The 26,367-nt window shown below is 43.9% G+C and carries 20 protein-coding genes; 14 read left to right on the top strand and 6 right to left on the bottom strand.

All coding sequences use genetic code 11. The features are described 5' to 3' along the window. Positions 1–190: 190 nt before the first annotated feature. Positions 191–520: a 50S ribosomal protein L21 gene (rplU, locus tag H6F41_RS06865; RefSeq protein WP_190402732.1), complete on the top strand. Its 330-nt coding sequence runs from the start codon at positions 191–193 to the stop codon at positions 518–520. Positions 521–600: 80 nt separating this feature from the next. Continuing rightward, positions 601–885 (top strand): 50S ribosomal protein L27, encoded by a 285-nt coding sequence (gene rpmA, locus H6F41_RS06860; protein ID WP_190402731.1) that lies wholly within the window; start codon positions 601–603, stop codon positions 883–885. A gap of 89 nt (positions 886–974) precedes the next feature. Here the strand turns inward: rpmA and H6F41_RS06855 are convergent, their stop codons facing one another. Beyond that, positions 975–3,266, bottom strand: a complete 2,292-nt coding sequence (locus H6F41_RS06855; RefSeq protein ID WP_190402783.1) for a heavy metal translocating P-type ATPase — start codon at positions 3,264–3,266, stop codon at positions 975–977. 539 nt (positions 3,267–3,805) lie between these two features. On the opposite strand from H6F41_RS06855, the gene H6F41_RS06850 reads away from it, so the two are divergent. The 7 genes from H6F41_RS06850 to H6F41_RS06820 all read left to right on the top strand — a co-directional run bounded on the left by H6F41_RS06850 (position 3,806) and on the right by H6F41_RS06820 (position 10,187). Next, positions 3,806–4,666, top strand: a complete 861-nt coding sequence (locus H6F41_RS06850) for an MBL fold metallo-hydrolase (RefSeq protein WP_190402730.1) — start codon at positions 3,806–3,808, stop codon at positions 4,664–4,666. A gap of 37 nt (positions 4,667–4,703) precedes the next feature. Beyond that, positions 4,704–5,195, top strand: coding sequence for a thiol-disulfide oxidoreductase DCC family protein (locus tag H6F41_RS06845; protein WP_190402729.1), 492 nt, complete (start codon positions 4,704–4,706; stop codon positions 5,193–5,195). Next, positions 5,192–5,665 carry a TspO/MBR family protein gene (locus tag H6F41_RS06840; protein ID WP_190402728.1) on the top strand — a complete coding sequence of 158 codons (474 nt, stop codon included), beginning with the start codon at positions 5,192–5,194 and terminating at the stop codon, positions 5,663–5,665. Before H6F41_RS06845 ends, H6F41_RS06840 begins: the two co-directional genes overlap by 4 nt. Before the next feature lie 88 nt (positions 5,666–5,753). Continuing rightward, on the top strand, positions 5,754–6,773 hold the full coding sequence (egtD, locus tag H6F41_RS06835) for an L-histidine N(alpha)-methyltransferase (protein WP_190402727.1): 1,020 nt from the start codon (positions 5,754–5,756) through the stop codon (positions 6,771–6,773). A gap of 24 nt (positions 6,774–6,797) precedes the next feature. Further along, positions 6,798–8,129 carry a 5-histidylcysteine sulfoxide synthase gene (ovoA, locus tag H6F41_RS06830; RefSeq protein ID WP_190402726.1) on the top strand — a complete coding sequence of 444 codons (1,332 nt, stop codon included), beginning with the start codon at positions 6,798–6,800 and terminating at the stop codon, positions 8,127–8,129. Between the two features lie 109 nt (positions 8,130–8,238). Continuing rightward, positions 8,239–8,559, top strand: coding sequence for a DMT family transporter (locus tag H6F41_RS06825; protein WP_190402725.1), 321 nt, complete (start codon positions 8,239–8,241; stop codon positions 8,557–8,559). 47 nt (positions 8,560–8,606) lie between these two features. Continuing rightward, positions 8,607–10,187 carry a CPBP family intramembrane glutamic endopeptidase gene (locus H6F41_RS06820; RefSeq protein ID WP_190402724.1) on the top strand — a complete coding sequence of 527 codons (1,581 nt, stop codon included), beginning with the start codon at positions 8,607–8,609 and terminating at the stop codon, positions 10,185–10,187. Positions 10,188–10,242: 55 nt separating this feature from the next. Here H6F41_RS06820 and tilS read toward each other — a convergent pair whose 3' ends face one another. After that, a complete protein-coding gene (tilS, locus tag H6F41_RS06815; protein WP_190402723.1) occupies positions 10,243–11,241 on the bottom strand; it encodes a tRNA lysidine(34) synthetase TilS in 999 nt (332 codons plus the stop codon). Between the two features lie 307 nt (positions 11,242–11,548). On the opposite strand from tilS, the gene H6F41_RS06810 reads away from it, so the two are divergent. Together H6F41_RS06810 and H6F41_RS06805 are read left to right on the top strand one after the other, a co-directional pair. Further along, complete coding sequence (locus H6F41_RS06810; protein WP_190402722.1) at positions 11,549–12,700, top strand: hypothetical protein; 1,152 nt, start codon at positions 11,549–11,551, stop codon at positions 12,698–12,700. A 109-nt stretch (positions 12,701–12,809) separates the two neighbouring features. Continuing rightward, positions 12,810–13,250, top strand: a complete 441-nt coding sequence (locus H6F41_RS06805; RefSeq protein ID WP_190402721.1) for a hypothetical protein — start codon at positions 12,810–12,812, stop codon at positions 13,248–13,250. 62 nt (positions 13,251–13,312) lie between these two features. Here the strand turns inward: H6F41_RS06805 and tyrS are convergent, their stop codons facing one another. Next, positions 13,313–14,521: a tyrosine--tRNA ligase gene (gene tyrS / locus H6F41_RS06800; RefSeq protein WP_190402720.1), complete on the bottom strand. Its 1,209-nt coding sequence runs from the start codon at positions 14,519–14,521 to the stop codon at positions 13,313–13,315. Positions 14,522–14,655: 134 nt separating this feature from the next. On the opposite strand from tyrS, the gene sbcD reads away from it, so the two are divergent. Next, complete coding sequence (gene sbcD, locus H6F41_RS06795; RefSeq protein ID WP_190402719.1) at positions 14,656–15,951, top strand: exonuclease subunit SbcD; 1,296 nt, start codon at positions 14,656–14,658, stop codon at positions 15,949–15,951. Here sbcD and H6F41_RS06790 read toward each other — a convergent pair. After that, on the bottom strand, positions 15,913–16,575 hold the full coding sequence (locus H6F41_RS06790; protein ID WP_190402718.1) for a TatD family hydrolase: 663 nt from the start codon (positions 16,573–16,575) through the stop codon (positions 15,913–15,915). The genes sbcD and H6F41_RS06790 overlap by 39 nt on opposite strands. Positions 16,576–16,787: 212 nt before the next feature. On the opposite strand from H6F41_RS06790, the gene H6F41_RS06785 reads away from it, so the two are divergent. Beyond that, on the top strand, positions 16,788–17,687 hold the full coding sequence (locus tag H6F41_RS06785) for a branched-chain amino acid ABC transporter permease (protein ID WP_190402717.1): 900 nt from the start codon (positions 16,788–16,790) through the stop codon (positions 17,685–17,687). A 31-nt stretch (positions 17,688–17,718) separates the two neighbouring features. On the opposite strand, the gene H6F41_RS06780 is transcribed toward H6F41_RS06785, so the two are convergent. After that, the gene (locus H6F41_RS06780) at positions 17,719–21,015 is read right to left on the bottom strand and encodes an ATP-binding response regulator (RefSeq protein ID WP_190402716.1); all 3,297 of its coding nucleotides are present in this window, start codon (positions 21,013–21,015) and stop codon (positions 17,719–17,721) included. A 60-nt stretch (positions 21,016–21,075) separates the two neighbouring features. Continuing rightward, positions 21,076–24,546: a methyl-accepting chemotaxis protein gene (locus H6F41_RS06775; protein WP_190402715.1), complete on the bottom strand. Its 3,471-nt coding sequence runs from the start codon at positions 24,544–24,546 to the stop codon at positions 21,076–21,078. A gap of 656 nt (positions 24,547–25,202) precedes the next feature. Between H6F41_RS06775 and H6F41_RS06770 the strand changes: the two genes are divergently transcribed. Next, the gene (locus tag H6F41_RS06770) at positions 25,203–26,261 is read left to right on the top strand and encodes a 1,9-bis(guanidino)-5-aza-nonane synthase (protein WP_190402714.1); all 1,059 of its coding nucleotides are present in this window, start codon (positions 25,203–25,205) and stop codon (positions 26,259–26,261) included. Positions 26,262–26,367 lie beyond the last annotated feature (106 nt).

The following is a 26,367-nucleotide window of genomic DNA, read 5'->3' as shown; positions in this document are numbered from 1 at the left end:
ACTTCGTGCCGCCTCTCAAGTTTTTGGGAATAATAATTTTTCGCACTGTCAAAATTTATTTGTTTATTTCCTGTATAGTTATAGATCGCACGATCTTTCATGCTCGGATCGGGTTATTTCCAAAATTGGCGAAACTAAGTGAAATTAATTTCCCAATACCTGTACGGCATCTACTGAATATTTAAACACCATGAGTTACGCAATCATTGAAACAGGCGGTAAGCAATATCGCGTCGAAGTCGGCAGATTTTATGACGTTGAGCTACTTGAAGCCGAAGAAGACAGTAAGTTGACCATTGATAAAGTTTTATTTGTCAATATGGATGGCGATATTTCCATTGGTCAGCCCGTAGTTGATAGCGCCAGCGTAGAAGTTACCGTTATGCGCCATTTTAAGGCGAAAAAAGTAATCGTTTACAAAATGCGTCCTAAGAAGAAGACTCGTCGCAAGAACGGTCACCGTCAGCCCTTGACTCGGATCATGGTTGAAGCGATCAATCTAAGCGGTAAGGCTGCTTAATAATCGATAAAAGCCGCTTAATAATTAATAAAACGGCTTTTATTTGTGCATCTTTAATCATTAATGAGGATACAAACAAAATGGCACATAAGAAGGGTACAGGTAGTACAAGAAACGGTCGTGACTCTAATGCTAAGCGCCTTGGTGTAAAGCGTTATGGTGGTCAAGTCGTTAAAGCTGGCAGCATCCTAATTCGTCAACGTGGTACTAAGGTTCACCCTGGTAACAATGTTGGTCGTGGTAGTGATGACACCCTATACGCAACCGTTGATGGCGTAGTTACTTTTGAGCGCTTTGGTAAGACTCGTAAGAAGGTCAGCGTTTATGCAGTGCCTGTTGTAGAAGCTACAGAAGCAGTTGCTTAGATTAAATCAAAAATAATAAAAAAAGCGAGCTAAGCTCGCTTTTTTTATGCCCAAACCAGAAGATGAGTGGCGGCGCAAAGCGCCGCCACTCATCTTCTGGTTGCTCGCAATGACAAAGAGCTAAGCACCACACTCACAGAGCTAAATGCCATGGCTAAGCCTGCAATTGTCGGATTGAGCGAGATGCCAAAACTAGGATAGAGAATCCCTGCGGCGACGGGAATTGCGAGGGTATTGTAGCCAAAAGCCCAAAATAAATTTTGGCGGATTTTACTGAAGGTAGCGCGACTGAGTTGGATCGCAGGCACAACATCGCCGATGTCATGGCGCATTAAGACAATATCAGCGGTTTCCATCGCCACATCAGTACCAGAACTGAGAGCAATGCCCACCGTGGCACTGGCGAGGGCAGGGGCATCATTTACCCCATCCCCCACCATGGCGACGCGATGACCTTTTGCCAACAAATCCATCACCGCCGCCGCTTTACCATCGGGCTTGACCTCAGCAATTGTCCGATCAGCGTGAATTCCTAACTGATTTGCGATCGCAATGGCAGTTGCTTGACGATCGCCCGTGAGCATCCACACCTGTAACCCCATTGATTCCAGTTGACGAACTACTTCAGGAGCTTCGGGTTTAATGCGATCGCGCATGGCAATCATGCCCACCAGTTGGCGATTAGCCGCAATAAAGATGGGGGTTTTACCAAATTCTGCTAATTGTTTGGATCTCTCGAGCATTTCGCTAGAAATCTCGATATGACGATCCTTCAACCAATCACCATTCCCCACCAAAAGCTGCTCACCACTGCTCAGCGTCGCTTCCACACCACAGCCTGCAATGATTTGCGAAGATTGGGTTGACAAAAGTTCCAGATTTAATTCGGCGGCTTTGGCAATGGTCGCTGCGCCAAGAATATGATTCGCGCCCACTTCGGCACTGGCGGCGAGTTGCAAAGCTCGCAAAGCCGATGCTGGCACTTCGCGTTCTGCAACCAAACTTTTAAAGGTGGTTTGTTCGATTAGTTTGCGTCCGAACACGATTAGATCATCGGTAACGACATCGGTAATTTCAGGTTTACCTGTGGTTAAAGTACCTGTTTTATCAAAAATTACGGCGGAGAGTTGATCGATCTTTTCGAGACTTGCGCCACCTTTGATCAGGATACCTTTCTCTGCGCCTATACCTGTCCCCACCATGATCGCTGTCGGTGTGGCTAATCCGAGCGCACAGGGACAAGCTACCACTAAAACTGCGATCGCAAGTTTGAGGCTAAATACGATTTCGGCATCAAGTAGCCCGTACCAAATTAGGAATGTCAGTCCTGAGATTGCCATCACCGAGTAAGCAAAATATCCCGCCACACGATCGGCGAGATATTGAATGGGGGCTTTGCTCGCTTGGGCTGACTCCACTAATGCCACGATTCGCGCCAAGGTCGTCTCTGAGCCAGTTTGCAAAACTTGGACGGTGATTGATCCCGTCAGATTTAAAGTTGCCCCTGTTACCTTTGCACCTAATTGTTTTGCCACAGGCATTGACTCACCCGTGAGCATCGACTCATCGATACTAGAGCTACCGCTAATAATTTCCCCATCAACAGGAATCTTCTCACCGGGCAAGACAACAATGCGATCGCCAACCTGTAAATCTTCTACGGCGATGGGTACTTGTAGCTCACCATCAGCACTATTGACCAATAGCCTCGCGCTAGCTGGTTGCAACTCCATCAAAGCACGAATTGCCTGCGATGCTTTGCCCTTAGCCCGTTCTAACAAAGCTTGCCCCAACAGCACAAAACCTAACAGCATCACTGGCTCTTCAAAGAAACATTGCCAATTTAACTGCGGCACAAATAAGGCGATCGTACTTGCTAAATAGGCAGAAATCGTCCCCAAGCCCACGAGAGAGTTCATGTTGGGGGCGCGATACCAAAGTGATTTGAGCCCATCCCACCAAATGGGGCGACCAATCCAAGCGAGGGCAACGGTCGCGACTACCCAATGGGCGTACATATTGCCAATTAAGGGCAGATCCGCCACACCGATTAAGCCTAAATGTCCAACCAGCGCTAGGGTCACTAGGGCAGCAGGGATCGCTATTTCTCTGCTTAATTTTGAATTTTGAACAGAATTTGCGGTTGTAGAATTTGTGGTTGTTAAGCGGCGAGCGCTTTGCTTACTTTTATCGACAAATTCCGCTGCAAAACCTGCTTTTGCGATCGCATCAATCAATTGAGTTGCTAAATCCTGTGCTTCGCGTTCATCGCCATAGACTACGGTTGCCTTCTCGGTCAGCAAATTAACACTCGCGGCTTTTACCCCCTCACAGGCAAGCAAACGCTTTTCTACGGTTGCCACACATCCTGCACATTTCATCCCTGCGATCGCCAGAGCCAGCGATCGAGACGGGGTAGCGGGTGTTGATTTTATTACTGATCGAGTCACGGTCACAAGCTTGTATCCAACGTTGATGATCTAAAATATAGCCCCTAAACATAGTCATTTAGTGATAAATAGCTAGGCATAATTAAAACCCAAATCTAAAACCTGTGGCGCACGCTGCGCGTGCGCCACAGGTTTTAGGGTTTTATATTTAATTGCACCTAGCTACGCAGTCATTTAGTAGCACAGCTTTGCCGTGTCACTAAAAACTTTTAAATACGCCTAATTGCTGAACTGATCGAGATTAAATTACCTTCGCTCAGCTAGTTTGATAAAGTTCTGATACAGTGTTTTGACAACTTGGTATTTACTAAATTAGCTTACTGCATTGGCACTACTGCTAAAATTAAAACCAAAGTTGAGATACAAAGCTTACAGAATTCAACAGTTAAAGGATAGAGATTGACTAATATTTTCTAGACTTTATAGACTCGGCTCCGATAGTTCAAAATTCTCTGACCATGAGTTAGCTAATGTCCATTTCTGACAGCGAGTTCTCGATCCATTTTTGGGGTGTCCGTGGCAGCATCGCTACTCCCGGTGCAGACACAGTCCGATACGGTGGCAATACCCCCTGTGTGGAAATGCGTTGCCAAGGTCAGCGCATTATTTTTGATGGCGGTACAGGCATTAGGGTTTTGGGTCAGCACTTGCTCAATCACATGCCCATCGAAGCCAGTATTTTTTTCACCCATAGCCATTGGGATCATGTACAGGGCTTCCCATTTTTTACCCCTGCCTTTGTCAAGGGCAATATGTTCAAAATCTATGGCAAGGTTGCGCCGACGGGACAGACGATGCAGGTGCGCTTAGAAGAACAGATGCACCACCCAAATTTTCCCGTACCATTGGGGGTCATGGCATCCTGTTTAGAGTTTTTTGATGTCGAAGTCCCCAGCGTCATTGAGATTGGCAATGGTGTGACCGTCGAGGCAGGTACGCTCAATCATCCTGGAGAAGCCACGGGATATCGGGTGAGTTGCGGGGATCGGGTGGCGGTATATGCCACCGATACAGAACACTATAGCGATCGCCTCGATGAAAACCTGCTATACCTAGCGCGTGATGCTGATGTGTTGATCATGGATGCGACGTACTCCGATGATGAATACTATGCGTCCAATAATCCGAAAATTGGTTGGGGGCATTCGACATGGCAGGAGGCAATTAAAGTCGCTGAGGCCGCCAACGTCAAAACCTTAGTCATTTTTCACCATGACCCATTGCATAGCGATGATCAGCTTGACGAATTTGGACGAATGGCTAAGGAAAAGTTTGCAGGCGCAGTCATGGCGAGAGAAGGAATGCATATTTCCATCCCGCTTCGCACTTGAGGCAAAATAGGTAGATAACACAATCACTTCAACAATAATGTTATCTCCGCAAACCAGTTCACCCAATATCATCGCCAATCCCAGTCAGTCTTGGCAGATCAAGCTGCTGTTTGATGGCGCATGTCCCCTCTGTGTGCGGGAAGTTAATTTTTTAAAGCGTAAGGATCGCGATCGCAATTTGATTAAATTTGTTGATATTGCTGCCGATGATTACAACCCTGACGACAATGCGGGGATTAGTTTTGCAGAAGCCATGGGGCGGATTCACGCAGTAACAGCAGATGGCGAAATCATTCAAAATGTGGAGGTATTTCGCCGCATCTATGACCTCCTCGGCATTGGCTGGATCTATGCGATCACCAAATTACCACTAGTCGGGAGCATTGCCGACTCACTCTATGGAGTTTGGGCAGACTATCGACTCTTGCTGACTGGTCGTGCCGACCTCAAGACAGTGATCGCAGAAAGAGAGCAAAGATTACGCGCCTGTGATCAACGCTGTGCAGTCACCGAGCCAAAATCATCATGATCATCACTTGGATTGCGATCGCAGTAGTTACCTTTGTCATTGGTTTTGCCCTCAACCAACTTTATCCTGCGGATTACAAATGGTTTATGCGCCTGCGTCGTCCCCGATGGCTCACCTTTGAACGTGCTATTCCCTTTATTTGGATTGCGATTTTTATCTGTGGGATTACTTCGGCAAGCTTTGTTTGGCAAGCTCAGCCTGCCACTGTCAATACTTGGCTATTGATGGCTAGCTATGCAATTGTCGAGATCGCAGTTCTTGCCTATACACCAGTGATGACTCGTTTACGCAATGTCAGGGCAGGGGCAATCACTGGCGCAATCGGTTTTGGATTGGGTTTGATATTGACAATCCAAATATGGAGCATTTCTAGCTTGGCAGGATGGCTATTAATGCCCTATTTGCTATGGAGTCCTGTCGGTACTTATGTAACATGGGTGATGGCAAGACTCAATCCTCCCGAACCTTAGAATCAAAGTGAGAATCAACCGTAGGGACAATTCATAAATTGCCCCTAGTTGATATCCTGTAAGCACAAACCAAAACCCAAATCTGAGCATGACTGTCAAGCATTTACAAATTCTCCATCAACATAATTCCGCGATCGCACAGGCAGTTAGTAAAGATGGCGATGATGTGATTAAAGGTTTGACTCAAACAGCGAAGAGTTTACCATCTAAGTATTTTTATGATGATCGCGGTTCTGATTTGTTTGAGCAGATTTGTGATTTGCCCGAATATTATCCCACGCGCACCGAGGCATGGATTCTCAAGGAATATGCCGATGAAATAGCAACAATTACAGGCTGTTGTGAATTAGTGGAATTAGGTAGTGGTAGCTCCACAAAAACCAATTACCTATTAAATGCCTATCAAAAAGTTGCCGATTCCTTAACTAATCCGATCCCTGATGCCTTTAGTTACATTCCCATTGATGTCAGTGGCGGCATTCTCAAAACTACAGTTTTACAGTTACAACAAAAATATCCCACTCTCACGTTGCAAGGACTGATCGGCACATACGAAGAAGCATTGTTATATTTAGGCAAAAACCATTTGCGATCGCGAATGATCTTCTTTTTAGGTAGCTCGATCGGTAACTTCAATCAAGCGGAATCGGATGATTTTTTAAGCAAGGTTGCCCATGCCTTAACTAAGGGTGATTACTTCCTATTGGGAATTGATTTACAAAAGCCCAAATCAATTCTTGAGGCTGCCTACAATGACAGTCATGGCGTAACGGCTGCGTTTAATTTGAATATGCTTGCCCATTTAAATTGGCGCTTTCAAGGTAACTTCAATCTTGACTTATTTAAGCATCAAGCAATCTACAACGAAGTCGATCATCAAATTGAAATGTACTTACATTCACAATCCCCACAGCAGGTATCACTAGAAATCCTCGATTTGCAAGTCCAGTTTGCTGAAGGAGAAAGCATCCTCACCGAGATTTCTCGCAAGTTTGATTTAGAGGCAATTCAAGTACAACTGCGATCGCAAGGTTTAGAAACCATCAAAATTTGGACAGATCCCCAAAAGCGATTTGGTCTAGTGCTTTGTCAAGTTCCCCACGATTAACTCAAATTAGTGCTATTTAGTTCTATGCGGCCACCAAATCTCCACCACTGCGATCGTCAAGAAATTCTTGCCTATTTCCAAAATGCTTGGCAAATTGAAGATAGCTTAATGAAAAGTTTGGTTAATCCCGAAACCTTTTATACCAACCCCGATCCTCTTCGTAACTTACTGATCTTCTATTTAGGACATTCGGCGGTCTTTTACATCAACAAATTAGTGAGAGTTGGTCTCTTACAACAGCGACTTAACTCACATTGTGAAGCACTCTTTGAAATTGGAGTCGATCCTGAAAAGCCCGATGAGATCGCGGGTATTTTTGACAATCTCCGTCAAGCAGAAGTCGCCGCCGTATGGCAATATCGGCAACAGGTTTACCAATGCGTTACTGACCTAATTGAGCGCGTCAATATCCAACTGCCCATTACACAGTCTGATCCGCTCTGGGCGCTAATGATGGCAATTGAGCATCAATACATTCATATTGAAACCTCGTCAATGCTAATTCGCCAGTTACCCGTAGATAAACTGCAACGTCCTACAGGTTGGGAATATGCCCCCGCCAATGGCTATACCAAACCCAATGCGATGGTAGCAATTCAGGGCGGACTCGTGCAATTAGGGAAACCGCAGGATTCACATACCTATGGTTGGGATATTGAATATGGCGATCGCAGTGTACAGATAGAGAGTTTTTGGGCTAGCAAGTATTTGATTACCAATGCCGAATTTCTCGATTTTGTCAAAGATGACGGCTATGCAAATCGGCAATATTGGCATGAGAGCGCATTGGCTTGGCGAGTAGAACACAATATCCAGCATCCTAAATTCTGGATTCCTCAAGATAATGGCAGTTACAAATATCGCGCCATGTTTGATGAAATGGCGATGCCCTTTGATTTTCCTGTGGAAGTAAATCATTACGAAGCGGTCGCCTATTGTCGATGGAAAGGCGAACACATTCGCCTACTCAGTGAGGCAGAATGGCATCTTGCCTCCTATGGCGCAGCCGATCGGATAGAGCATCATAATCTCAATTTACGATTTGCCTCGCCTAGCTCTGTGGGATATTGCGATCGCAATATCCCTGATCAAAGCGATACAATGGATACAGGCTTATCAGATTTGCGCGGCAATGTTTGGGAATGGCTCAGCGATCATTTAACACCCCTCACAGGATATCAGCCGCATTATCTGTACGAAAATTACTCCGCACCATATTTTGATACGAAACATCAAATGATGGCAGGTGGCTCATGGATTACCTGTGGCACGGAAGCTGGCAAGTATTACCGCAACTGGTTTCGTCCCAATTTCTATCAACATGCAGGCTTTAGAATTGCTGCAAATGATTATTAGTCCAGTATATTTAAAACCCAAAACCATAGCTAGTGCAGTCCGCTACGTGGGCGGCACTAGCTATGAGTTACTTATTCAATAACAATTCATGAATGGAAAGAAGACAATTATGGATTGGATTATTTTAATTATTGCAGGACTATTGGAAGCTGTATGGACAAGCAGTCTCAAATATACCGATGGTTTTACTCGACCACTACCCAGCATCGTCACCATCGTCGCCCTTGTCCTCAGCTTTTTGTTGCTAGCACAATCTGTCAAAACCCTGCCCGTCGGTATCGCCTACACAGTCTGGACTGGCATCGGTGTGGTTGCAACGGTGACTGTGGGAGCAGTATTTCTCGGTGAATCACGGGATTTACCGCGCTTTATCTGCATCGGTCTCATTGTCGTCGGCATTATCGGTTTGCGATTGATAGACTCCAAATGATAGGATCAGCCCTGCCTTGACCTGTCCTATCGTCTGAAATCAAAAGAATGGATTCCGAGTCGTTGAATAAGAAATCCGCAAATACTAAGTCATTACTATTAAGTATTCTTAGTTTGTTATCTGTTTTATTTATTGTTTTAACCCTACAGGCAAGCTGGAATAATCCGCAGGAACAAACGAAATTAGACCTGTTGCAAACCGATCTGATTTTACAAGCTACCCAGAAAACATCTCCAGACCATGCTGCCGATGATATCTTTCAAGTTTTATTGGGCGATAGGAACCCTCAAGAGCTGTATCAACAATCCCTAGATAGTTATCAACAAGTTCTCAATGCGAGTAGGACTGCGCTCTCACGTTTTGATCCCGTTGATGCAGAAACTAATAATCCCCAAGTTCTATCGAAACTAAGACAAAAGAAACAAAGCAGCATCAGTGAAATTAGTATTCGCGCAGGTTTGTTGCAGGTACAAACGGGGGACATTCAAACTGCGATCGCAACATGGTCAAGTGTGGAAGATTTAGAAGGTAAATCTATGACCACCTATGGACTGACTGCTCAAATCCTCAAGGGATTATGGTCAGAGCCATCGATCCTATTTCCCAATGCCGAAACTCAAATTCGACGAACCCTTGATGGTTGGTATCGGAAAACTGCTTTGACTCGCCTTTACCAAGTCCAACAAAGAACCGAGAAACTTCCTGAATTAGCACAACAGGCTCAAATAGAAGTCAATGCTGCCATTAACCGTTTAGTAATTGTCAATTCAATTCCCCTAATTGGCGGCGGTGTCGGTATTTTGGTTTGGTTAGGATTACTAGTTCAATGGATTTTCTTTCGTAAGTCTTCGCCATTTCACAATAATTCACAGGAGCAAGGAGATCTACAAAAGAATCAATCACAAATTACTTGGCAAGTACCTTGGGGACTCGATATCACATGGGAAGTAATGGTGTTATGGTTCACTGCATTTTGCTTGATGACGCAATTAATTTTGCCGTTGATTTTTGAGCTATTGGGATTGCCATCGCTAGCCAGTGAAAATTTTACGATCCAAGCCCTATTAGTGCTGCTGCCCTATGTGTTGTCAGTTGCATCAATGTTGCCAATTTTGCAGACTAGTCTCGCTGCCTATCGCCCCTTACCCGAAGGTTGGTTTCGCTGCAAGTTTACTTCGCCACAGTGGTTAGCATGGGGCATCGGTGGTTATTTTGCCGCAGTTCCCCTAGTTTTGATTGTTTCTGTGATCAGTCAAAAATTCTTACAAGGACAAGGTGGCGGCAACCCCCTATTACCGATTTTGACCGATAGCCAAAATATTCTGCCTAAGTTTTTGCTCTGGACAACCCTTGCGATCGCCGCACCATTTTTTGAGGAATATCTATTTCGGGGATTTTTATTGCCCTCTTTAACCAAGGTTTTGCCAGTTTGGGCGGCGATTGCCGTTAGTGGTTTTGGCTTTGCCCTTGCCCACCTCAATGTTGCCGATATTATTCCCCTGAGTGTCTTGGGCATGGTGATGGGATTTATCTATTGGCGCTCCAAAAATTTACTGTCATCGATGTTGCTACACTGCCTCTGGAATAGCGGTAGTTTCTTTGCCCTCATTGCCCTCGGCGGTAAATAAAATTACAAAATAAAGGCGGCGCTTTGCGCCACCTTTATTTTGTAGTTGGCGACAGCTATATTTTGAGGATAATCCAAGGATGATCAATAAAGGCGGAAATATTGCCTTTAAAGGGTGAACTTTGGGCGCGATTTTGCTCTGTTAATAATTTTAAGAATCGCTCAATATCTTCAAAATTGACTTGATGTGGTAGGTATTTGCTCAAAAAATGCCTGACGATTCTTCTTTGCAAAGCTAGCGGCTGCGCTTGCAAAAGCTGCCGATGCAAACATGGTGCATGATCATCCCAAAATACCGAAATCCCCTCTTCAAAAAAGCGACTTGCCTGTGATTCCAAATACATCACATCATCGTGGAGTAGCTCAGCAGTCTTTGCGATCGCAATTTCTAGCTGCGGATTAAAATGCTGTTGCAAATAGGGAATGGTCTCCAAACGTAAACGATTACGGCGATAGTCAAGATTTTGATTGGTGCTATCTTTCCAAATTGGAATTTGTTGTTCTTGACAAAATCCTAAAGTTTCCGCTCGGCTGACATTGAGTAACGGACGCACCAACTTAATCTCATCAGTCAGCGATCGCCACCAAGTTAAGGATGCTAAGCCATCGGCTCCACTGCCACGCATCAAGTTATATAGCAAAGTTTCCGTGCGATCGCTGCGCGTATGCCCTGTCACCACATAGCTCGCTTGCTGCACCTGTGCCATTTCCACCAGCATTCGATAGCGCCATTCCCTCGCCATCGCCTCACTGGTGAGTTTAGTTTCCGTCGTTCGCAAACAAAAATTAACTCCCCATATCTTCGCAAGCTGTTCTACATGTTCCGCATTTGCCTGTGAGTCATCGCGCCAACGATGATCGCAATGGGCAATTGTGAGCCGCCAATTGAATTTAGCTTGCTTCATGAGCAGTAACTTCGCTAAACACAATGAATCTTGCCCCCCTGAAACCGCAATTAAGAGATGGGCATGTTTGGGCAAGAGGTCGATTTGCGATCGCAAAACCGCATTTAAATTGGCGCGTAATAAATTCGTAAAACGATCTGTAGGTTTCAAAATTTCAAAAAACACTTAAACAAGTAAAGACATGAACTTCTGTATTGAGTATGTAGGCTAATTTTTAGGCAGTTACGGGTAATGTATAATTGTGAGGACTCAGCATACAAAAAGCTTGTATCCTGAAAAACATCTTCCCAGTCTTAGAAAAGTATTGTATTTTTGTGTTGATTTTATAGAGGTAAGCGATAGTCTGTCTAGATTGTTGCGGGACTGTGGAGATTGCATCGAGATTAGGATGTCACGATTTTTGCTAATTCATCTAAGTTTGTGAGTGAGGAATGTACAAATGCAAAAAAGCAGCTCTATGATCAATAAGTTACTCTTGGTATATGCAGGGGCAATTTGGGGTGGTATCGCCATGCTCCCAGTTGCAACTATATCTGCACAGTCCAAAGTTTCCTCAGCCAATGTATCTAGCCAGAACAATTCCAAAGGAAAAGTAACCGCAAATGCCTCCAAGAAAAAGCCTTCTGCTAGCAAGGTTGTAACTAAACCCGCAAGTAAAAATCAGACTGCACAGGTAAAAGTTGTTGCCGCACCTCCTAAGAAGCTGCCACATACAGCTCAAGACCTCAAAGAACGCAGACCAGAAACTGTGTCTATGCCTGTAGCATTCAACGCTAGTAATTCTATCGCCATCGACACCACACCGAATGAGAACCTTATCCAACTTGCTCAATCGGGAACAGCTACTTCTAATTCCGCCGACATTCTTCGCAACGAACTTTTGATTCGTCCCATTGATGAACAAAATGGAAATGTATCCGTTCAAAGACTGTTTACTCCATCCCTGAATGCAGGTACACCAATCGCCTTTGGACTACAAACTGGTGATGTTTTTGTTGGGCTTTTTGGCTCAACCGCAGGAAAATTGAGAGATACCGTTGACGGCAGTATTTCTCTGGGTGCAGGTCTTGGTGATGCGAGAGAATATCTTGCGGTTGAAGGTGTCTACAACATTAACAGTATTCGGCGCTTTGCCTCTAATGGAACCTTTGACCTCAAAGTGCACCGTCTCCTCTATGAAGATTTTGATAAGCAAGTCGCGGCGGCTGTAGGCTGGACGAACTTTGCTAACTATGGCTCTGACTCTGGCGGAACCCGTTCCTCAGTCTATGGTGCTCTTAGCTATTCGCAATTCACAGACCCGCTAAATCTTGAAGATCCTAAAACTCTGACGGCTACCCTTGGCGTTGGTGGTGGCGTTTATCGCAAGTCTACCAGTAACGATGGCGTGGGTGTCTTTGCGAATCTAGGGTATCAGTTTGCCCCACAGTGGGGAGCTAGTACAGCTTGGTCTGGACAAGGCTTAAATTTTGGTCTTAGCTTTTTACCAGAGCCAACTGTTCCTCTTAATGTCACTCTTACCTATTCCGATGTAACTAATAATAGTGATTCAGGTACTCAACTCATTTTGGGTATTACCTATGGGGCTAATTACAGTCGACGTAGGTAGCTTTCATTTGTCATGGGGGAATATTCTAGCTATCTCTTGAGTATTCTTGCTGTGATATCTCGTGACAAAGTGACAGTATGTTTTAACCCAGTCAATCAACCTGATTCCTATGAAAAAGTTTCTCAGTTCAATCATTGCCTCTACGATCTGTCTAAGTGCAGCATTTCCCGCTTTTGCAGGTCAGACCCCTATCGGTGGTTCTACATCTAATGCACCATCCTATTCCAGAGTAAAGTTTTCTTTGCCTGATGGAAGAGATCCTTACTCTATTGAGCTTCCCTCAGAAATTGTTGCTCGACTAAATGAAATACTGCCATCTTTCAGGAATGGCTCATTTGGCAGTAGATTACAGTTTGTTGTTAACTTGATATTTCCAAATACAGAGTTATCTGACACGCTTGTTGTTGATGTCAATAGTCTTGGCAATGCAATCACCGCTTTTAATGAAGCATTAACCCCTGAATTTCTGAACAGTTTAACTCCTGAGCAAATTGCACAGCTTAATGATTTAGCTAACATTCTCAAACGACTACGAGAGCAAGTAAAGTAACGCATCGAAAAGAACGTAAAAAACGCTACTACAAGACTGTAGTAGCGTTTTTTCTTTAAAATCTAGATTAATCTCAAGAACTTTTTCTTGCCAACTTGTAACACCTTGCCCGATAGCTCATCTACACTCGCAAAAGTGCGATCGCATAATTTTTCGCCATCTAGTTTCACCGCACCATTTTTGATTTGGCTTTGGGCTTCACTGTTACTTTTGCAAAGACCAGAAGCTTTGACTAGATAATGTAAAGGTGCAGGGAAATTGATTTGAGCAAGATCAAATTCGGGAATGTCTCCAAGATCGGTCGTATTACCAGCAAGGACAATTTTCTCAGCATCCTGCTGGGCTTGGACTGCCAATTCAGGGCTGTGGTATTGACTGACTATTGCTAGAGCTAGTTGTTTTTGCTTGTCACGGGGATTGGTGGGCAAGGTGGCAAGATCAATATCGGTCAACAACTCAAAATATTTATCGACAAGGGCATCAGGGACTTTTTCGAGTTTGGAGTACATGCTTAATGGCTCGTCCGTCAAACCCACATAGTTGCCCAGAGATTTCGACATTTTCTGAACGCCATCTAAGCCGACCAGCAAGGGCAGTAGCAACCCAAATTGGGCAGGTTTACCTTGACGATTTTTATCCTTGAGTTGCAGGTCACGCCCAACGAGGATATTAAACTTTTGGTCAGTGCCACCTAGCTCCACGTCAGAGTCAATGGCTACGGAGTCATAGCCCTGCAAAAGTGGGTACAAAAATTCATGCAAATAAATCGGATTGCCTTTTTCGTAACGATCGCTAAATCCCTCTTTAGCGAGCATCTGTCCCACGGTCATGCTCGCTTGCAAATTAATAATTTGCTGCAAATCTAGTTTGTTTAACCATTCCCCATTGCGACGTAACTCAAAGCGATCACTAGAAAAATCAAGGATTTTTTTTGCCTGATCCAGATAGGTTTCCGCATTGTAGGCAACTTCTTCGGGTGTAAGTCTTGGTCTTGCCTCGGAGCGTCCTGTGGGATCGCCAATCTGTGCAGTAAAGTCGCCAATAATCAATACAGCTTTATGTCCTGCATCTTGAAATTGACGCAACTTTCTGAGCGCGACGGTATGCCCTAGGTGCAAGTCAGGACGGGTGGGATCAATGCCGAGCTTGATTCGTAGAGAACGTTCGCTCTTTTGGATGCGATCGCGAAGGTTGTCTGATTGGCTATCAGGAAATATTTCGACAACGCCGCGTTCTAGTATGGTTGAGAGATTGGTTGAGCTTGGAGACATTACTAAAAAGGGTACTTAAAATTTTTGCGAAATGTTGCTAAATTTTGCTAACTGTGAGATGGCAAGATCCAAATAATAGTACGTTACTGATACATTATCGATACATTCTCAGGGCGTTATTGGCTGCCAAGATTATGACGATTAAAGTTCTCCATCTTTCTGATATTCACCTTGGCAGTACAACCCACGGCAAGGTGAATCCGCAAACAGGTTTAAATACGCGCCTAGAAGACTTTGTGAGTGCATTGACGCTATGTATTGATCGCGCCATCAATGAACCCGCGGATTTAGTGCTATTTGGTGGCGATGCCTTTCCTGATGCTACACCACCGCCATTGGTGCAGCAGGCTTTTGCGAAGCAATTTCGTCGCCTTGCCGATGCAGGGATTCCCACGGTGCTATTGGTGGGGAACCATGACCAACATTCTCAAGGTGTTGGTGGCGCGAGTTTAGCTATTTATCGCAGTTTGGCTGTACCTAAATTTACGGTGGGTGACACCATCACCACGTATCGGATTGCCACGGAGGCGGGTGACATTCAGATTATTACTTTGCCTTGGATTACACGCTCGACTTTGCTGACTAAGGCAGAAACTGAAGGCTTTTCGATGACGGAGGTAAGCCAATTTTTGATCGAGCGTTTGCAGGTTGTGATCGAAGCCGAAATTCGCCAGCTCGATCCCCAGTTGCCAACAATTTTATTAGCGCATGTGATGGTGGACACGGCAACTTATGGCGCAGAGCGTTTTTTGGCGGCGGGCAAAGGTTTTACAATTCCTCTATCAATGCTAACCCGTGAAGCCTTTGATTATGTTGCCCTTGGTCATGTCCATCGCCATCAAATTCTCGCTACCCAGCCGCTAGTGGTCTATCCAGGGAGTATTGAGCGGGTAGATTTTGGAGAGGAAAATGAAGCAAAGGGATATTGCTGGTTAGAAGTTGAGAAGGGAAATGTCAAGTTTGAGTTCTGTGCTATTCCCACGCGCACTTTTCGGACGATGGAAGTAGATGTCACTCAAGCGGAAGATCCACAGGCAAAGTTGTTGAAGACGATTCAGAAGGGGAAAATAGATAATGCGATCGCAAGGTTAATTTATAAAGTCCGTGCCGAGCAGTTAGCGCAAATCGATGATCGGGTACTGCATGAAGCGATGGCAATTGCCCATAACTATGCGTTGATCCCTGAAGTGGTGAGTCAAAATCCGCGCACTCGTTTACCCGATCTGAGTACAGCAGAAGCACTCGATCCAATTACGGCTCTGAAAACATATCTTGGTACTCGTCAGGATTTAAAAACTCTAGAGCCTGAAATGCTCAATGCTGCCCAAGAGTTACTCAGTGAGATCGGTTTGGGGATTGATGGACTTGATGCCGTAAGTTCAGAGGATGGCTCAGAACCGCCCAGTCAACTGGTGATAAGTTTTAACTAATTGAGTTTGCAGCGCTTCTACATCGAGATGACGTAACTGAGCGGCGCGATCGTAGATTTGCTCAATGCTGATATCAGTCCGATCGTCAGTTTCCAACAGAAATTTGCCATCGGGAAGCATGGCGATCGCAGTTACGACAGGATTGCGATCGCACAAAATTGCCGCTCCAAAGGAAAAGTAAAAATCATGACGGAGCAGTTGCTCAAATACAGCTTGCTTTTTATGAAAACCATGAATAATCCAAGGGATCGTGGATTTAGTATTTTTTTTGAGTGCAATTAATTCTGCGAAGGCTCTGACGCAATGGATTACTAACGGCTTTTGCAGATTTTCGGCTAATTGGATGTGCTTTTTAAAAATCTCAATCTGAGTCGCTAAGGGTAAATCAATATGGCGATCTAAGCCACATTCACCGATCGTAATTACCTGTGATGAGCTGGCTAAAGTGACTAAGTTTTGCCAAGCATCTTGCCAAGTATCACCTTGCACAAACCAAGGATGTAGACCCAAACTACAAATATCGGGTAAGTCGTCAGCAGTTAAGGCAGGTGTAACGTGCAGCGTTAAGACGTTAATCAAGTTATGAGCTTGATGCTCATGGTGAGTATGAAAATCAATCAACATATTCGTAAAACCTAAGAGGGAATTGTAGCGCTTCGCGCCATTACAGCCTATTGAACCTAGAGAAATTTTTGAAAGCGCCGCAAAGCGGCGCTTTCAAAAATTTCTCTAAGTTTTAATTCAGAGCAAAGCGCTGTAGCTATACAAACAATCAGAACTGGAAAACGGTACTATGAATATCTATCAAGTCCCTCAAGTTTTATCTAAATCTCTTAATGCTAGAAGTTCTGCAATCAACTGTTGATGGTATTGCTGTTGGAAGTATTATTGCGCTTGCCGCAGTCGGTTTAACGCTTACCTATGGCATCCTCCGCCTTGCAAATTTTGCCCATGGCGACATTCTTACCTTGGGGGCATATCTCGCTTTCCTTGCCAATACTACCTTCAAGCTCAATATCTGGATATCGATGGCCTTTGGTTGTAGCATTGCGATCGCAATTGTCCTCCTGTGCGAAAAAATTCTCTGGCAACCATTGCGAGCCAAACGCGCCACCTCGACCACAATGATGATTGTCTCTATTGGTTTAGCTTTAGTGATTCGCAATGCCATCATTTTAGTCTGGGGCGCAAAACCACAGAAATATGAATTACCAACATTTCCCGCTATCAATGTTTGGGAATTGGCGATTACCCGCAATAAAATCGTGGTCATCGTCGCCGCTTTTGCGGTGATTGCAGGGCTTTACTATCTATTACAAAACACAAAAATTGGCAAGGCGATGCGGGCTGTCGCCGACAATCCCGAATTAGCCAAAGTTGCTGGTATCAATGTCGATGCGGTGATCCTCTGGACATGGATCATTGCAGGGGGCATGACCGCTTTTGGTGGCAGTATGTATGGCTTAATTACCAATTTACGTCCGAATATGGGATGGTTCTTGATTTTACCGATGTTTGCCGCCGTCATTCTTGGTGGTATCGGCAACCCCTACGGTGCAATCGCAGGTGCATTAATTGTCGGCATCTCCCAAGAAGTTGCCACCACTTGCCCTGCTGCCTTAGGCGAATGGCAACAATATTGCATTGGCACAGACTATAAACTAGGCGTGGGGCTAGTCTTGATGATTTTGGTCTTACTATTTAAACCGCAAGGCTTATTTAAAAGCACAATCTAAATCAAAAAGCTTGCCTAGCAAGCCTTTTGATTTAACTCCCCAGCAATTGCTGTAGCTTATCAACCAATTCTTGAGCTTGATAGGGCTTACTAAAATAGGCATCAGCTCCCAGCTCTTGGGCTTGTTGCCAGTCATCTTGATTGTCTTGAGCATTTAACACAACCACAGGCAGACCTTGCAACTGCCGATCATCACGAATATCAGAGAGCAAATTAAAGCCCTCACGATTTGGCATTTCTAAGTCAGTAATTACTGCCTCAATGCCCGTCTCTTTCTCTAAACATTGCCGTAAAATTGCGATCGCATCCGTACGACCACCCGCTTGATAAGTTTCAAACCCTAACTTATTTAGAGTCATCGCCAAATAACGTCTAATATTTGCCGAAGATTCCACAATTAAGACCCTTGGTGGCTGTGAGCGCGGACTACTATTGAAAATCTGCCCTTGAATTTGACTACTAATGAACAACTGAGAGCTTTCTAGATTTTCTGGCTCAGGCAAAAATTCAGAGTCCTTCTCCCCATTATCTGTCTCCACATCAGAGGCACTGAAAAAATCTGACAAGCTGCTCAAGCTATCTAAATCAGAATTATGGGAAATTAACACCGCATCATTGGGACGCGATCGCAAACATTGGCTAACTATTTCCGCAGGATTCAGCAACGCCATCGCTTGATTTGTCCCCAAAACAACAGTGCCGAGGAAAATTTGTGGTAGCAAAATATCGCCTTCCACCTGATGAAATGTAGCCTCCTGCTCATTCCAACAACCGTCAGTTTGCATCGCAAACAAATCATTTTCATGCTGCACAATCACAAACGTTGGGACAGCATGGGGAGGGCGAGAGCGTTCCAGAGAGTTACTTGATGGATTGGTTTGACTAATTTGCAGCGCATCCTGATGATGACGGCGACAATTCAGTTTCAAGACTTCATCAAGGCGTACAATCGGCAAGAAGCGATCGCGCCATAACAAAGCGTCTTGCTCAAGATAAGACTCGTTATGACTATCAATCGGAATTACAGCTAGCACGCATTGACTCGGCATTGCTAAGCACATTTGATTAATGTCAAGCAATAAAATGCGCATCAGTGATAACAAATGGGGCAACACCATCGTAAATTGTGTACCTTGTCTGGGCTGAGAGCTAACCGAGATTGTGCCACCAAATTCGCGCAATTTTTTTCTAATATCACTTAGCTTTGGCTTCGTGTCCGCAGAACTGGAACTATGGGCTTGATGGAAACTTGGCTCAAAAATTAATCCCACTAACTGCTCATCCGCCATATCCATTGCCGAGAATCCTGGCATCCCTGCAACTGCCGCCGACTGCTCGACGTGATTGCGGATTTTATCAATATCAACCCCATTGCCATCATCGCTAATTTTGATGATAGTACTGTCATCAGTCTGTGTAACAATAAATTCGATCTTGCCCTGTACAGGTTTCCCCTGTCTTTGGCGCTCATAGGCAGACTCGATACCATGCTCAAAAGCGTTACGCAATAGCACCTCTAGGGGCTCGGCAATAATTTCAGAAATCAGTCTTTCGACACTAATATCTGCTCCCTGTACAACTAGTTCAACCTGTTTGCCATGCTGAATCGACAGATCGCGTAAAATGCGGGGAAATTTTCTGACAAGGCTAGAAATAGGATGTTTCAAGACTTGACGAAGATTTTGACGGAGATGGCGGACATCTTGACTCATCGCGTAGGTTTGTTGTTCAGTTAAATCTAAAACATTGACAATCCGCTCAACTGATTTTTGTAAACCTGCGATCGCAGTTTGGTTTTGATCAGATACATCAGATTCCAATAACTGTAAATGTCTTTGGGCTTCGCCCGACAATACCCGCATTTGACCTAAATAAACATCTAGGCTTCCCTTACGGACTAATAGCTCTTCAGACAAATCTCCTAAAACTTCTAAGTGACTTACAGGAATGCGGATAGTTGCATCATTTTTGGAGACAATCTGCTGACCTTGCCGTAAGGAAAGCGGATTTGACAAATTCTTCTCTTCCGCTCCAACAGTATTACTAGCATCATGATTATGACTCTCTTGGGAAGTAGTTTCGCCTTGTAATTCATATCTATGTTCAGCCTCTTGCTCTGAAGAAGAATTGACAAACTCCTCATAGGAAATGCCTTGCTCTTCTATCTGATGATCTGGTAAGTTCGCAGATTGGCTCTGGTAAATAGGTGACTCCTCCAGTGCCGTCTCACAATCATCGGATTTACTTTGGTAAATGGGTGACTCCTCTAGAGCTGTATCCACATCTGCGGTAGAGAAGTCTAGATTAATAAATCCATCCCAATCACTTTCGAGATGATCATCATCGATAGTAACAACCTCATGGTCTTCATCAACCATTTCTACAATTTCAGTATCCTCCTGCTCTCCCAATAAAGGCTCAGATGATGACTCTAAAAAAATATCCGCCAGTAATTTAGGAATTGGTAAGCGCACTTCTTGATTAGGAAGATGTGTACCATTCAGTCGAGCACCATTTTCCTTGATTGACTCATTAGGGAAAGGATTAGATAAAGCAGGGGGTAAAGCAATATCTCCTGCTGTACTATCAAAGATATCCGATGATAATTCAGGAAAGAAATCAGGACTTAGTTCCTCGGAGTCATTACTAAATAAATCGAGAGATTCTAAGCTTTCATCTTCATCAAGCTGGATCATCAAAAAGTTTTCCGAGTCATCGTGATTAATTTCTGAATCTAAATCATGAGAATCGATTTCTGTATCAAAATCAAAAAGATGTAAAGCCTCAGCACTATCCTCTAACTGAAAAGGATCATTAATCGCATCAATTTCAGCATCAGTAATACTATTTGCGCTATTTAGATTGTTCGGATTGTCTAAACTCTGATTTATTTTAAAAAAGCTCGTGTATTCATCCTGTTCTTTGGATAAATGTTCAGAAATTTGATTAAATAAATTATTTTGTAGAGATATTTTATCTTCGATTATTTTTCGGTCTAGACAATATTCATTAATTATTTGGCTGGTGATATTAATTACCTCTAGAAATAGCTCCTTGGTAATCCAATCAACTTCTTGCTGAAGTCCTCTCAATAAGTTAATAGAAGACTCAAATCGACTATTTAGTTCAACTAAAAACTCCTTAGAAGTACCAAACTCTGAATCTGCTAATAAACTATGTAACCTATGATTAGTCGAGATCAAATCTTCAAGCTGTTCGTGAAAATTAGAATGCCCAACATTTAGCTCTAGAACCTTGTTCTTTAGCTCTTGAATATAACTCTGAGCTTCCTTAGAGAAGACTTTTTTAACTGATATAGCTTTACTCATTGGAGAACCTATGACATCTGTTTTTAGTTGGTTTCTGCGTGCATATATCGTGAATAAACGCTAGCGACTTTTAAAGTGCGACAAGGTTTTCTGGAGTTCTCCAGCATGTTGCTTGGTTTCCTTAATCGATGTTGTCGCTTCCGAAGAATAGTCCATTGTCCGCTTTGCCATATGAGAGATATCAGTCATCAAATTAGCCAATCCTTCGGAGGTTTGGGACTGAGCGGTCGTCGCGGCGGCGATTGATACCATCAATCCATCGATTTGATTGGATATTTGTGCAATTTGCTGGAGATTTTCCCTCGCAGAGCCAGCTAAGGTTTCGCTCTCAGAAATTTGACTGCTACCTGATTCAACGGCAGCCATTACCGCATTAGTTTCTTGCTGGATATTACTCAAGAGGCTTTCTACTTCTTTACCCGCAGCCACAGATCGAGCCGCTAGTTCTCCCACTTCTTCCGCAACAATCACAAATTTACTGTTAACATCACCCGATCGCGATGCTTCAAGAGTCGCGTTAATTGCTAAGAAATTAGTTTGAATCGCGATTTCATTGATCGAGGAGATCGCTTTGGCGATTTTTTGAGAGGCAACCCCCAAATGTTTGACCCGCTTGGCAGTTGTAGCAATAGTATTTTGCAATTCACTAATCTTTGACATAACTGCATCAATACTGCGATCGCTGTCGGATAGCTTTTCAGCAACCAAATGCGCGGACTGGGACAGTTGCTGACTGTCGTCCATAATCGTATTTGCTGATAACTTTGCCATCTGTACTGTATTTAGCGATCGCGAAACCGCATCTACCTGTCGTTGAGACACCAGAGCCAAATTTGCGATCGCATGTTCATTTTGTCCGAGGGCAATATTGACTTGCTTAGCAGAAGACTTCACTTGCCCCACAACATTTTGCAATCCCTGTAAAACCCCATCAAACACCACAGGCAGATTGTCAAAATTACTATCTATTGCTGTCACCGCAACGGGCAGTTCGCCACTAGTCAAGGTCTGCATTTCTCTAAGCATTTCCGTCAACTGCGTCTGAATTTGTCCTTGCTGTTGACGATACTTTTCGACATCATTGTGCTGCTGCACAATCTCAGCGCGGACTTTCTTGCCAAGATAAAGAATCTTTTGATCGGATATCTCCGTAAGTACAACTTCCTGTTGCTCTTCCCTTGCCAACTTAGACAAAACCTTAAACAACTTAACCACTTGTATCTGGAGGCGCTGATTTTCTTTTTCTTGCTTCTGGAGCATCGCCTGAAACTGTGCAGCCATGGTATTGATGCTCAAGGAAATATCCGCCAATTCATCATTTCCCTCTACCTCTAAGGACTGAAAACCCATATAGGATTTCTTGAGCTTCCATAGAGCAGTCCGAATTGCTTTGAGCCTAGCACTCAAAGAGCGTGACATGGCATAGGCGACAATCCCCACAAAAAGAGGAGTTGAGGCAATGCCGATCGCAATCACCAGTAACAAGTTTTGACTACTTGCAAGGGATGCAGGCTTATCTGCGGTCACGAATACAGCCCAATTCAACATATTGTCCTGCGTATTGAGTACAGGGGCATAGGCAAGCATCTGCACATTACTGCGATCGCTTCTACTCAAATCACGCACATCCACTGTCTGGGATGCTCGCAAGCTAGGTAATATGGCGAAATCACCTAAGGCATCCGCACCAATCTTGACAGACTGGGAACTAGCTACATATCGATTAGTACCATCAACCACATAAAAACTGTTGGTACTGCCAATAGAAGTTCCATTATCACTATTCAAACCTCCATTTTCTAGCTCACGGTCTAATTTCTGCAAAGGGATTTCAACTTGTAAAATCAAATTAGGCATTTGAGCTGCGGAACTCTTAATCATCGAGATGGCATAGATATTCGCCACCTCTTTCCCAGCGACAGGATTAGTCAATAGCACTGTCTGCATCAAACTTACTTGGCTGCGGATTTCTGGGCTTAAAGTTGGTAATGTTTGCGAGTTACTAGACTGAGCCAGTAAATCACCATTAGCACTGAATAGGGAAATGCGGCTATATTCAGGATAGGCTTGTCTATATAAATTGAGACGACTAGTTAACTGTTGCTTATACTGACGCTGTTGAGCAATGGGCAAAGAAGCTAATGGGTTCGCCGCCTGATTCGGCGCAACATTCGGCGGGCGATTGACGACAGGTGCATTAGGCACAGTTGCGTTCGGATTGGGAACTACTGTCGGTACTTTAGGGAGCAAAATCTGATCAGTTGAACTTAATAGCTTTTGTAATACCTCCACATCAGTCGCTTGCTTATTCAGGAAATTACTAGTGCGATTAGCAATAGAAGTCGCCTCATTGCGCAACCCTTGCTTCACTTTGCTAGTAAGCAAGTTGTCACCAACTTGATAGGCAAACACACCCAATACCACCGTGGGAATTGTCGCCACTAAAGTTCCCCAAAGGGTTATTCTCTGACCAATGCTAGAGAATTTAAACATGTCTTCTAGGGCAATTCCTTGAGGCTTCTCGGGGGCGATCAGATCAGCCATTGTTAATATCGCAGGACTACCATTAGCTGATTGATCCGCAGGCTTAACACGATGAGACTTCTTGGTTGCCCGAGATTTTTTTTCCATCTTCGAGGTCACTTCACGAATATCCGTAACCGCCTTATTGAGAGATACAGTTAAATCATCATCATGGATATATTCAGAAACCGTTGTTGCCGTTGGTGACGATTCCTGCTCCCATAGTGGATCAGCAATAATCACATCCTGTGATTCCTGCTCTGGCTGTTCCAAGTCTGCTTTTTGGCGCAATAACATCGCTATGGCTGGTGGTGGCGGCACAGCTACCGAACCACTACTAATATCTTGGCTATCTCCAATCTTTTGGTAACCATTAGTACCATTTGTCAAAGGTGAAACTAATGTGTCTGGAGGATTTGTTTTGGCACTAGCATCGTCAATGAGATCATGAATATGATCAAGATTTTTGAGAATATTGATATTGCTCGTAACTCCATTATTAGAGTTTCCATTGAGCTTAGCACTGCCATTTTTAGTATTACCATTCATCGCATTACTATTTGTCGCATTACCATTTACGAAAACTCTTGATGATGCACTAACACCATTGGTAATGTAGGTAATTTCTTGCGGATCAGCTTGATGCTCTTGATGAATAGGCTCTTGATGAATATTTGTGACTGGCAAATCTTGAATAACTGCCATGAAATCTGTTGATTTGGCAGCACCCCGTCCCTGTGCAGTGCTGTCCAATCGGTTTTGAATTTGAGCAAGTGAGGTATTTGCAAGATCAAGTAAATCTGGTTCTTCGGTAAGCGTTAAAACTTGGCGATATTGAGCCTGAGCCAACTCAACCTTTCCTGCCTTGCGAAAAGTTGCCCCTAGCCAAATGTGCAGCTTGGGGTTATGAGGATCTGATTGCAACAACTCAGAAAACTGCTGCATCGCCTCTTCATATCGACCTTCCGCATAGGAGTGTAGAGCGGTCTGATACTGCGCTGTCATCATGATCGTCCCTGCATGAAATACGTCTATCTTGCTTCAAGAAGGAGGTTTAAGTCCCTACAATTCCTCTGATACATAGTTAAACTTACATATATATAAATTCTCTAGCGCCATTTTGCTTGTGTTTATACATAAAAGTGCTAATATGATTAAGGATTTATTGCAATCAGCTAAATAGAAATTGAAAAAACTGGTTTTACTGCTTGAATGTAATTGGCTACTCAACTTAAAGTTGGACGACAGACGTGAGTCTGATCCTACTCTTTCTTGGGATGATGCCTGCGAGGGACCCAGTATGTTCCGATCGACCTTCTAAATCTTGGGGTTGTAACCACTGTTAACAACCTAGGTCGATCGCTTCTCATTGATTGAGAAGATTAAGTATTTTTCAAAACTGAATAAGCAGTCAAAATCTCTACAGAGAGTGATGTTTTCTGCGATTAACTTTTTAAGTTGGCGCTTTAAATTGGTAATAACTATGCCTCTAGATAGACGTAGATATTACCAAGCCAATAAACTGTGACAGCGCAGATATGATTTTTTTGTTGTAGATTATATGATTTTGCTTGTTCTGTTCTGAAGTTCTGATCAAAATTTTTCTCTCATACTTTATTTCTCGCACACCTTTACAACACAAAGCATCTAGGACAAACAGAATCATGAAACGCGAACTACTTAAACAGACTGTTGAACACATCGACATCAAAGCTTTTGATGTGGTTGGATTAGTTGACGCAATGGCAAATACCGCTTTCCAAGGTAGAAATCTTGGTCGTGCGGCGCATATCTACGACGATATGATCAAGGACAAAGATTGCGCGATCATTCTGTGTTTGGCAGGTTCTTTATTTAGTGCAGGACTCAAGGGGGTTGTTTACGATCTGATCGCCAACAACATGGTAGACATGATTGTCTCTACAGGCGCAAATATCGTTGACCAAGATTTCTTTGAAGCCCTCGGATTTCGTCACTATGTCGGCGATACCTTCGCTGATGATGCCGTACTACGGGAAAATGCGATCGATCGCATTTATGACACCTATATCGATGAAGATGAGTTGCGCGTTTGCGACATGACCATCGCCGAAATTGCTAATTCACTACCTCGTCGTACCTACTCCTCCCGTGAGTTTATCCATGAAATGGGTGCATATCTTGATAAGAATGCCAAAAATCGCCACTCAGTTGTTTTGGCAGCTTATGAGCATCAAGTGCCAATCTTTGTCCCTGCCTTTAGCGATTGTTCCGCAGGTTTTGGTTTAGTTCATCACCAATGGAACTCTCCTGAAGATCATATCAGCATTGACTCTGTACGCGATTTCCGCGAATTGACTCAGTGCAAGTTGGCAAGTCCTCACACTGGTCTATTTATGGTCGGTGGTGGTGTGCCGAAGAACTTTGCACAGGACACTGTGGTAGCAGCTGAGTTGCTTGGCTTTGAAACTGCGATGCACAAGTACGCTGTGCAAATCACCGTCGCTGATGAGCGTGATGGGGCTTTGTCTGGCTCTACCTTGAAGGAAGCACATTCTTGGGGCAAGGTCGATATTGTACAGGAGCAGATGGTTTACTCTGAAGCAACTGTAGCTTTACCTTTGATCGCTGGTTATGTTTATGGTAAGCGTAACTGGTGCGATCGCGCTCCTCGTCATTTGGCACAGGTATTTAACAAGCCCCTCGCCTCTTTTAAGAGTATTCCTGATGCCGTTGGCGTTTAAGTTGAGAGTTCGCTAAGCTGGACTATTAATCTGGAATATCAAAAAGTGGGTCTGGAGATTGACTTCAGACCCACTTTTTTGTGACTGTCATAGGGGGATTCAAAAA

It is taken from the genome of Pseudanabaena mucicola FACHB-723 (genome assembly GCF_014696385.1).
GTDB lineage: Bacteria > Cyanobacteriota > Cyanobacteriia > Pseudanabaenales > Pseudanabaenaceae > Pseudanabaena.
Note: the sequence above shows the minus strand (reverse complement) of the source record. Positions and strands in the feature narration are given on the sequence as shown.

Excerpts from the sequence above, each read along its gene's own strand:
- H6F41_RS06770 (WP_190402714.1), top strand. The coding sequence starts at position 25,203 with ATGAAACGCGAACTACTTAAACAGACTGTTGAACACATCGACATCAAA.
- egtD (WP_190402727.1), top strand. The coding sequence starts at position 5,754 with ATGACTGTCAAGCATTTACAAATTCTCCATCAACATAATTCCGCGATC.
- H6F41_RS06820 (WP_190402724.1), top strand. The coding sequence starts at position 8,607 with ATGGATTCCGAGTCGTTGAATAAGAAATCCGCAAATACTAAGTCATTA.
- H6F41_RS06805 (WP_190402721.1), top strand. The coding sequence starts at position 12,810 with ATGAAAAAGTTTCTCAGTTCAATCATTGCCTCTACGATCTGTCTAAGT.
- H6F41_RS06790 (WP_190402718.1), bottom strand. The coding sequence starts at position 16,575 with ATGTTGATTGATTTTCATACTCACCATGAGCATCAAGCTCATAACTTG.
- tyrS (WP_190402720.1), bottom strand. The coding sequence starts at position 14,521 with ATGTCTCCAAGCTCAACCAATCTCTCAACCATACTAGAACGCGGCGTT.
- H6F41_RS06855 (WP_190402783.1), bottom strand. The coding sequence starts at position 3,266 with ATGAAATGTGCAGGATGTGTGGCAACCGTAGAAAAGCGTTTGCTTGCC.
- H6F41_RS06845 (WP_190402729.1), top strand. The coding sequence starts at position 4,704 with ATGTTATCTCCGCAAACCAGTTCACCCAATATCATCGCCAATCCCAGT.
- H6F41_RS06825 (WP_190402725.1), top strand. The coding sequence starts at position 8,239 with ATGGATTGGATTATTTTAATTATTGCAGGACTATTGGAAGCTGTATGG.
- H6F41_RS06780 (WP_190402716.1), bottom strand. The coding sequence starts at position 21,015 with ATGAGTAAAGCTATATCAGTTAAAAAAGTCTTCTCTAAGGAAGCTCAG.
- H6F41_RS06850 (WP_190402730.1), top strand. The coding sequence starts at position 3,806 with ATGTCCATTTCTGACAGCGAGTTCTCGATCCATTTTTGGGGTGTCCGT.
- H6F41_RS06810 (WP_190402722.1), top strand. The coding sequence starts at position 11,549 with ATGATCAATAAGTTACTCTTGGTATATGCAGGGGCAATTTGGGGTGGT.
- H6F41_RS06840 (WP_190402728.1), top strand. The coding sequence starts at position 5,192 with ATGATCATCACTTGGATTGCGATCGCAGTAGTTACCTTTGTCATTGGT.
- sbcD (WP_190402719.1), top strand. The coding sequence starts at position 14,656 with ATGACGATTAAAGTTCTCCATCTTTCTGATATTCACCTTGGCAGTACA.
- ovoA (WP_190402726.1), top strand. The coding sequence starts at position 6,798 with ATGCGGCCACCAAATCTCCACCACTGCGATCGTCAAGAAATTCTTGCC.
- rplU (WP_190402732.1), top strand. The coding sequence starts at position 191 with ATGAGTTACGCAATCATTGAAACAGGCGGTAAGCAATATCGCGTCGAA.
- H6F41_RS06785 (WP_190402717.1), top strand. The coding sequence starts at position 16,788 with ATGCTAGAAGTTCTGCAATCAACTGTTGATGGTATTGCTGTTGGAAGT.
- H6F41_RS06775 (WP_190402715.1), bottom strand. The coding sequence starts at position 24,546 with ATGATGACAGCGCAGTATCAGACCGCTCTACACTCCTATGCGGAAGGT.
- rpmA (WP_190402731.1), top strand. The coding sequence starts at position 601 with ATGGCACATAAGAAGGGTACAGGTAGTACAAGAAACGGTCGTGACTCT.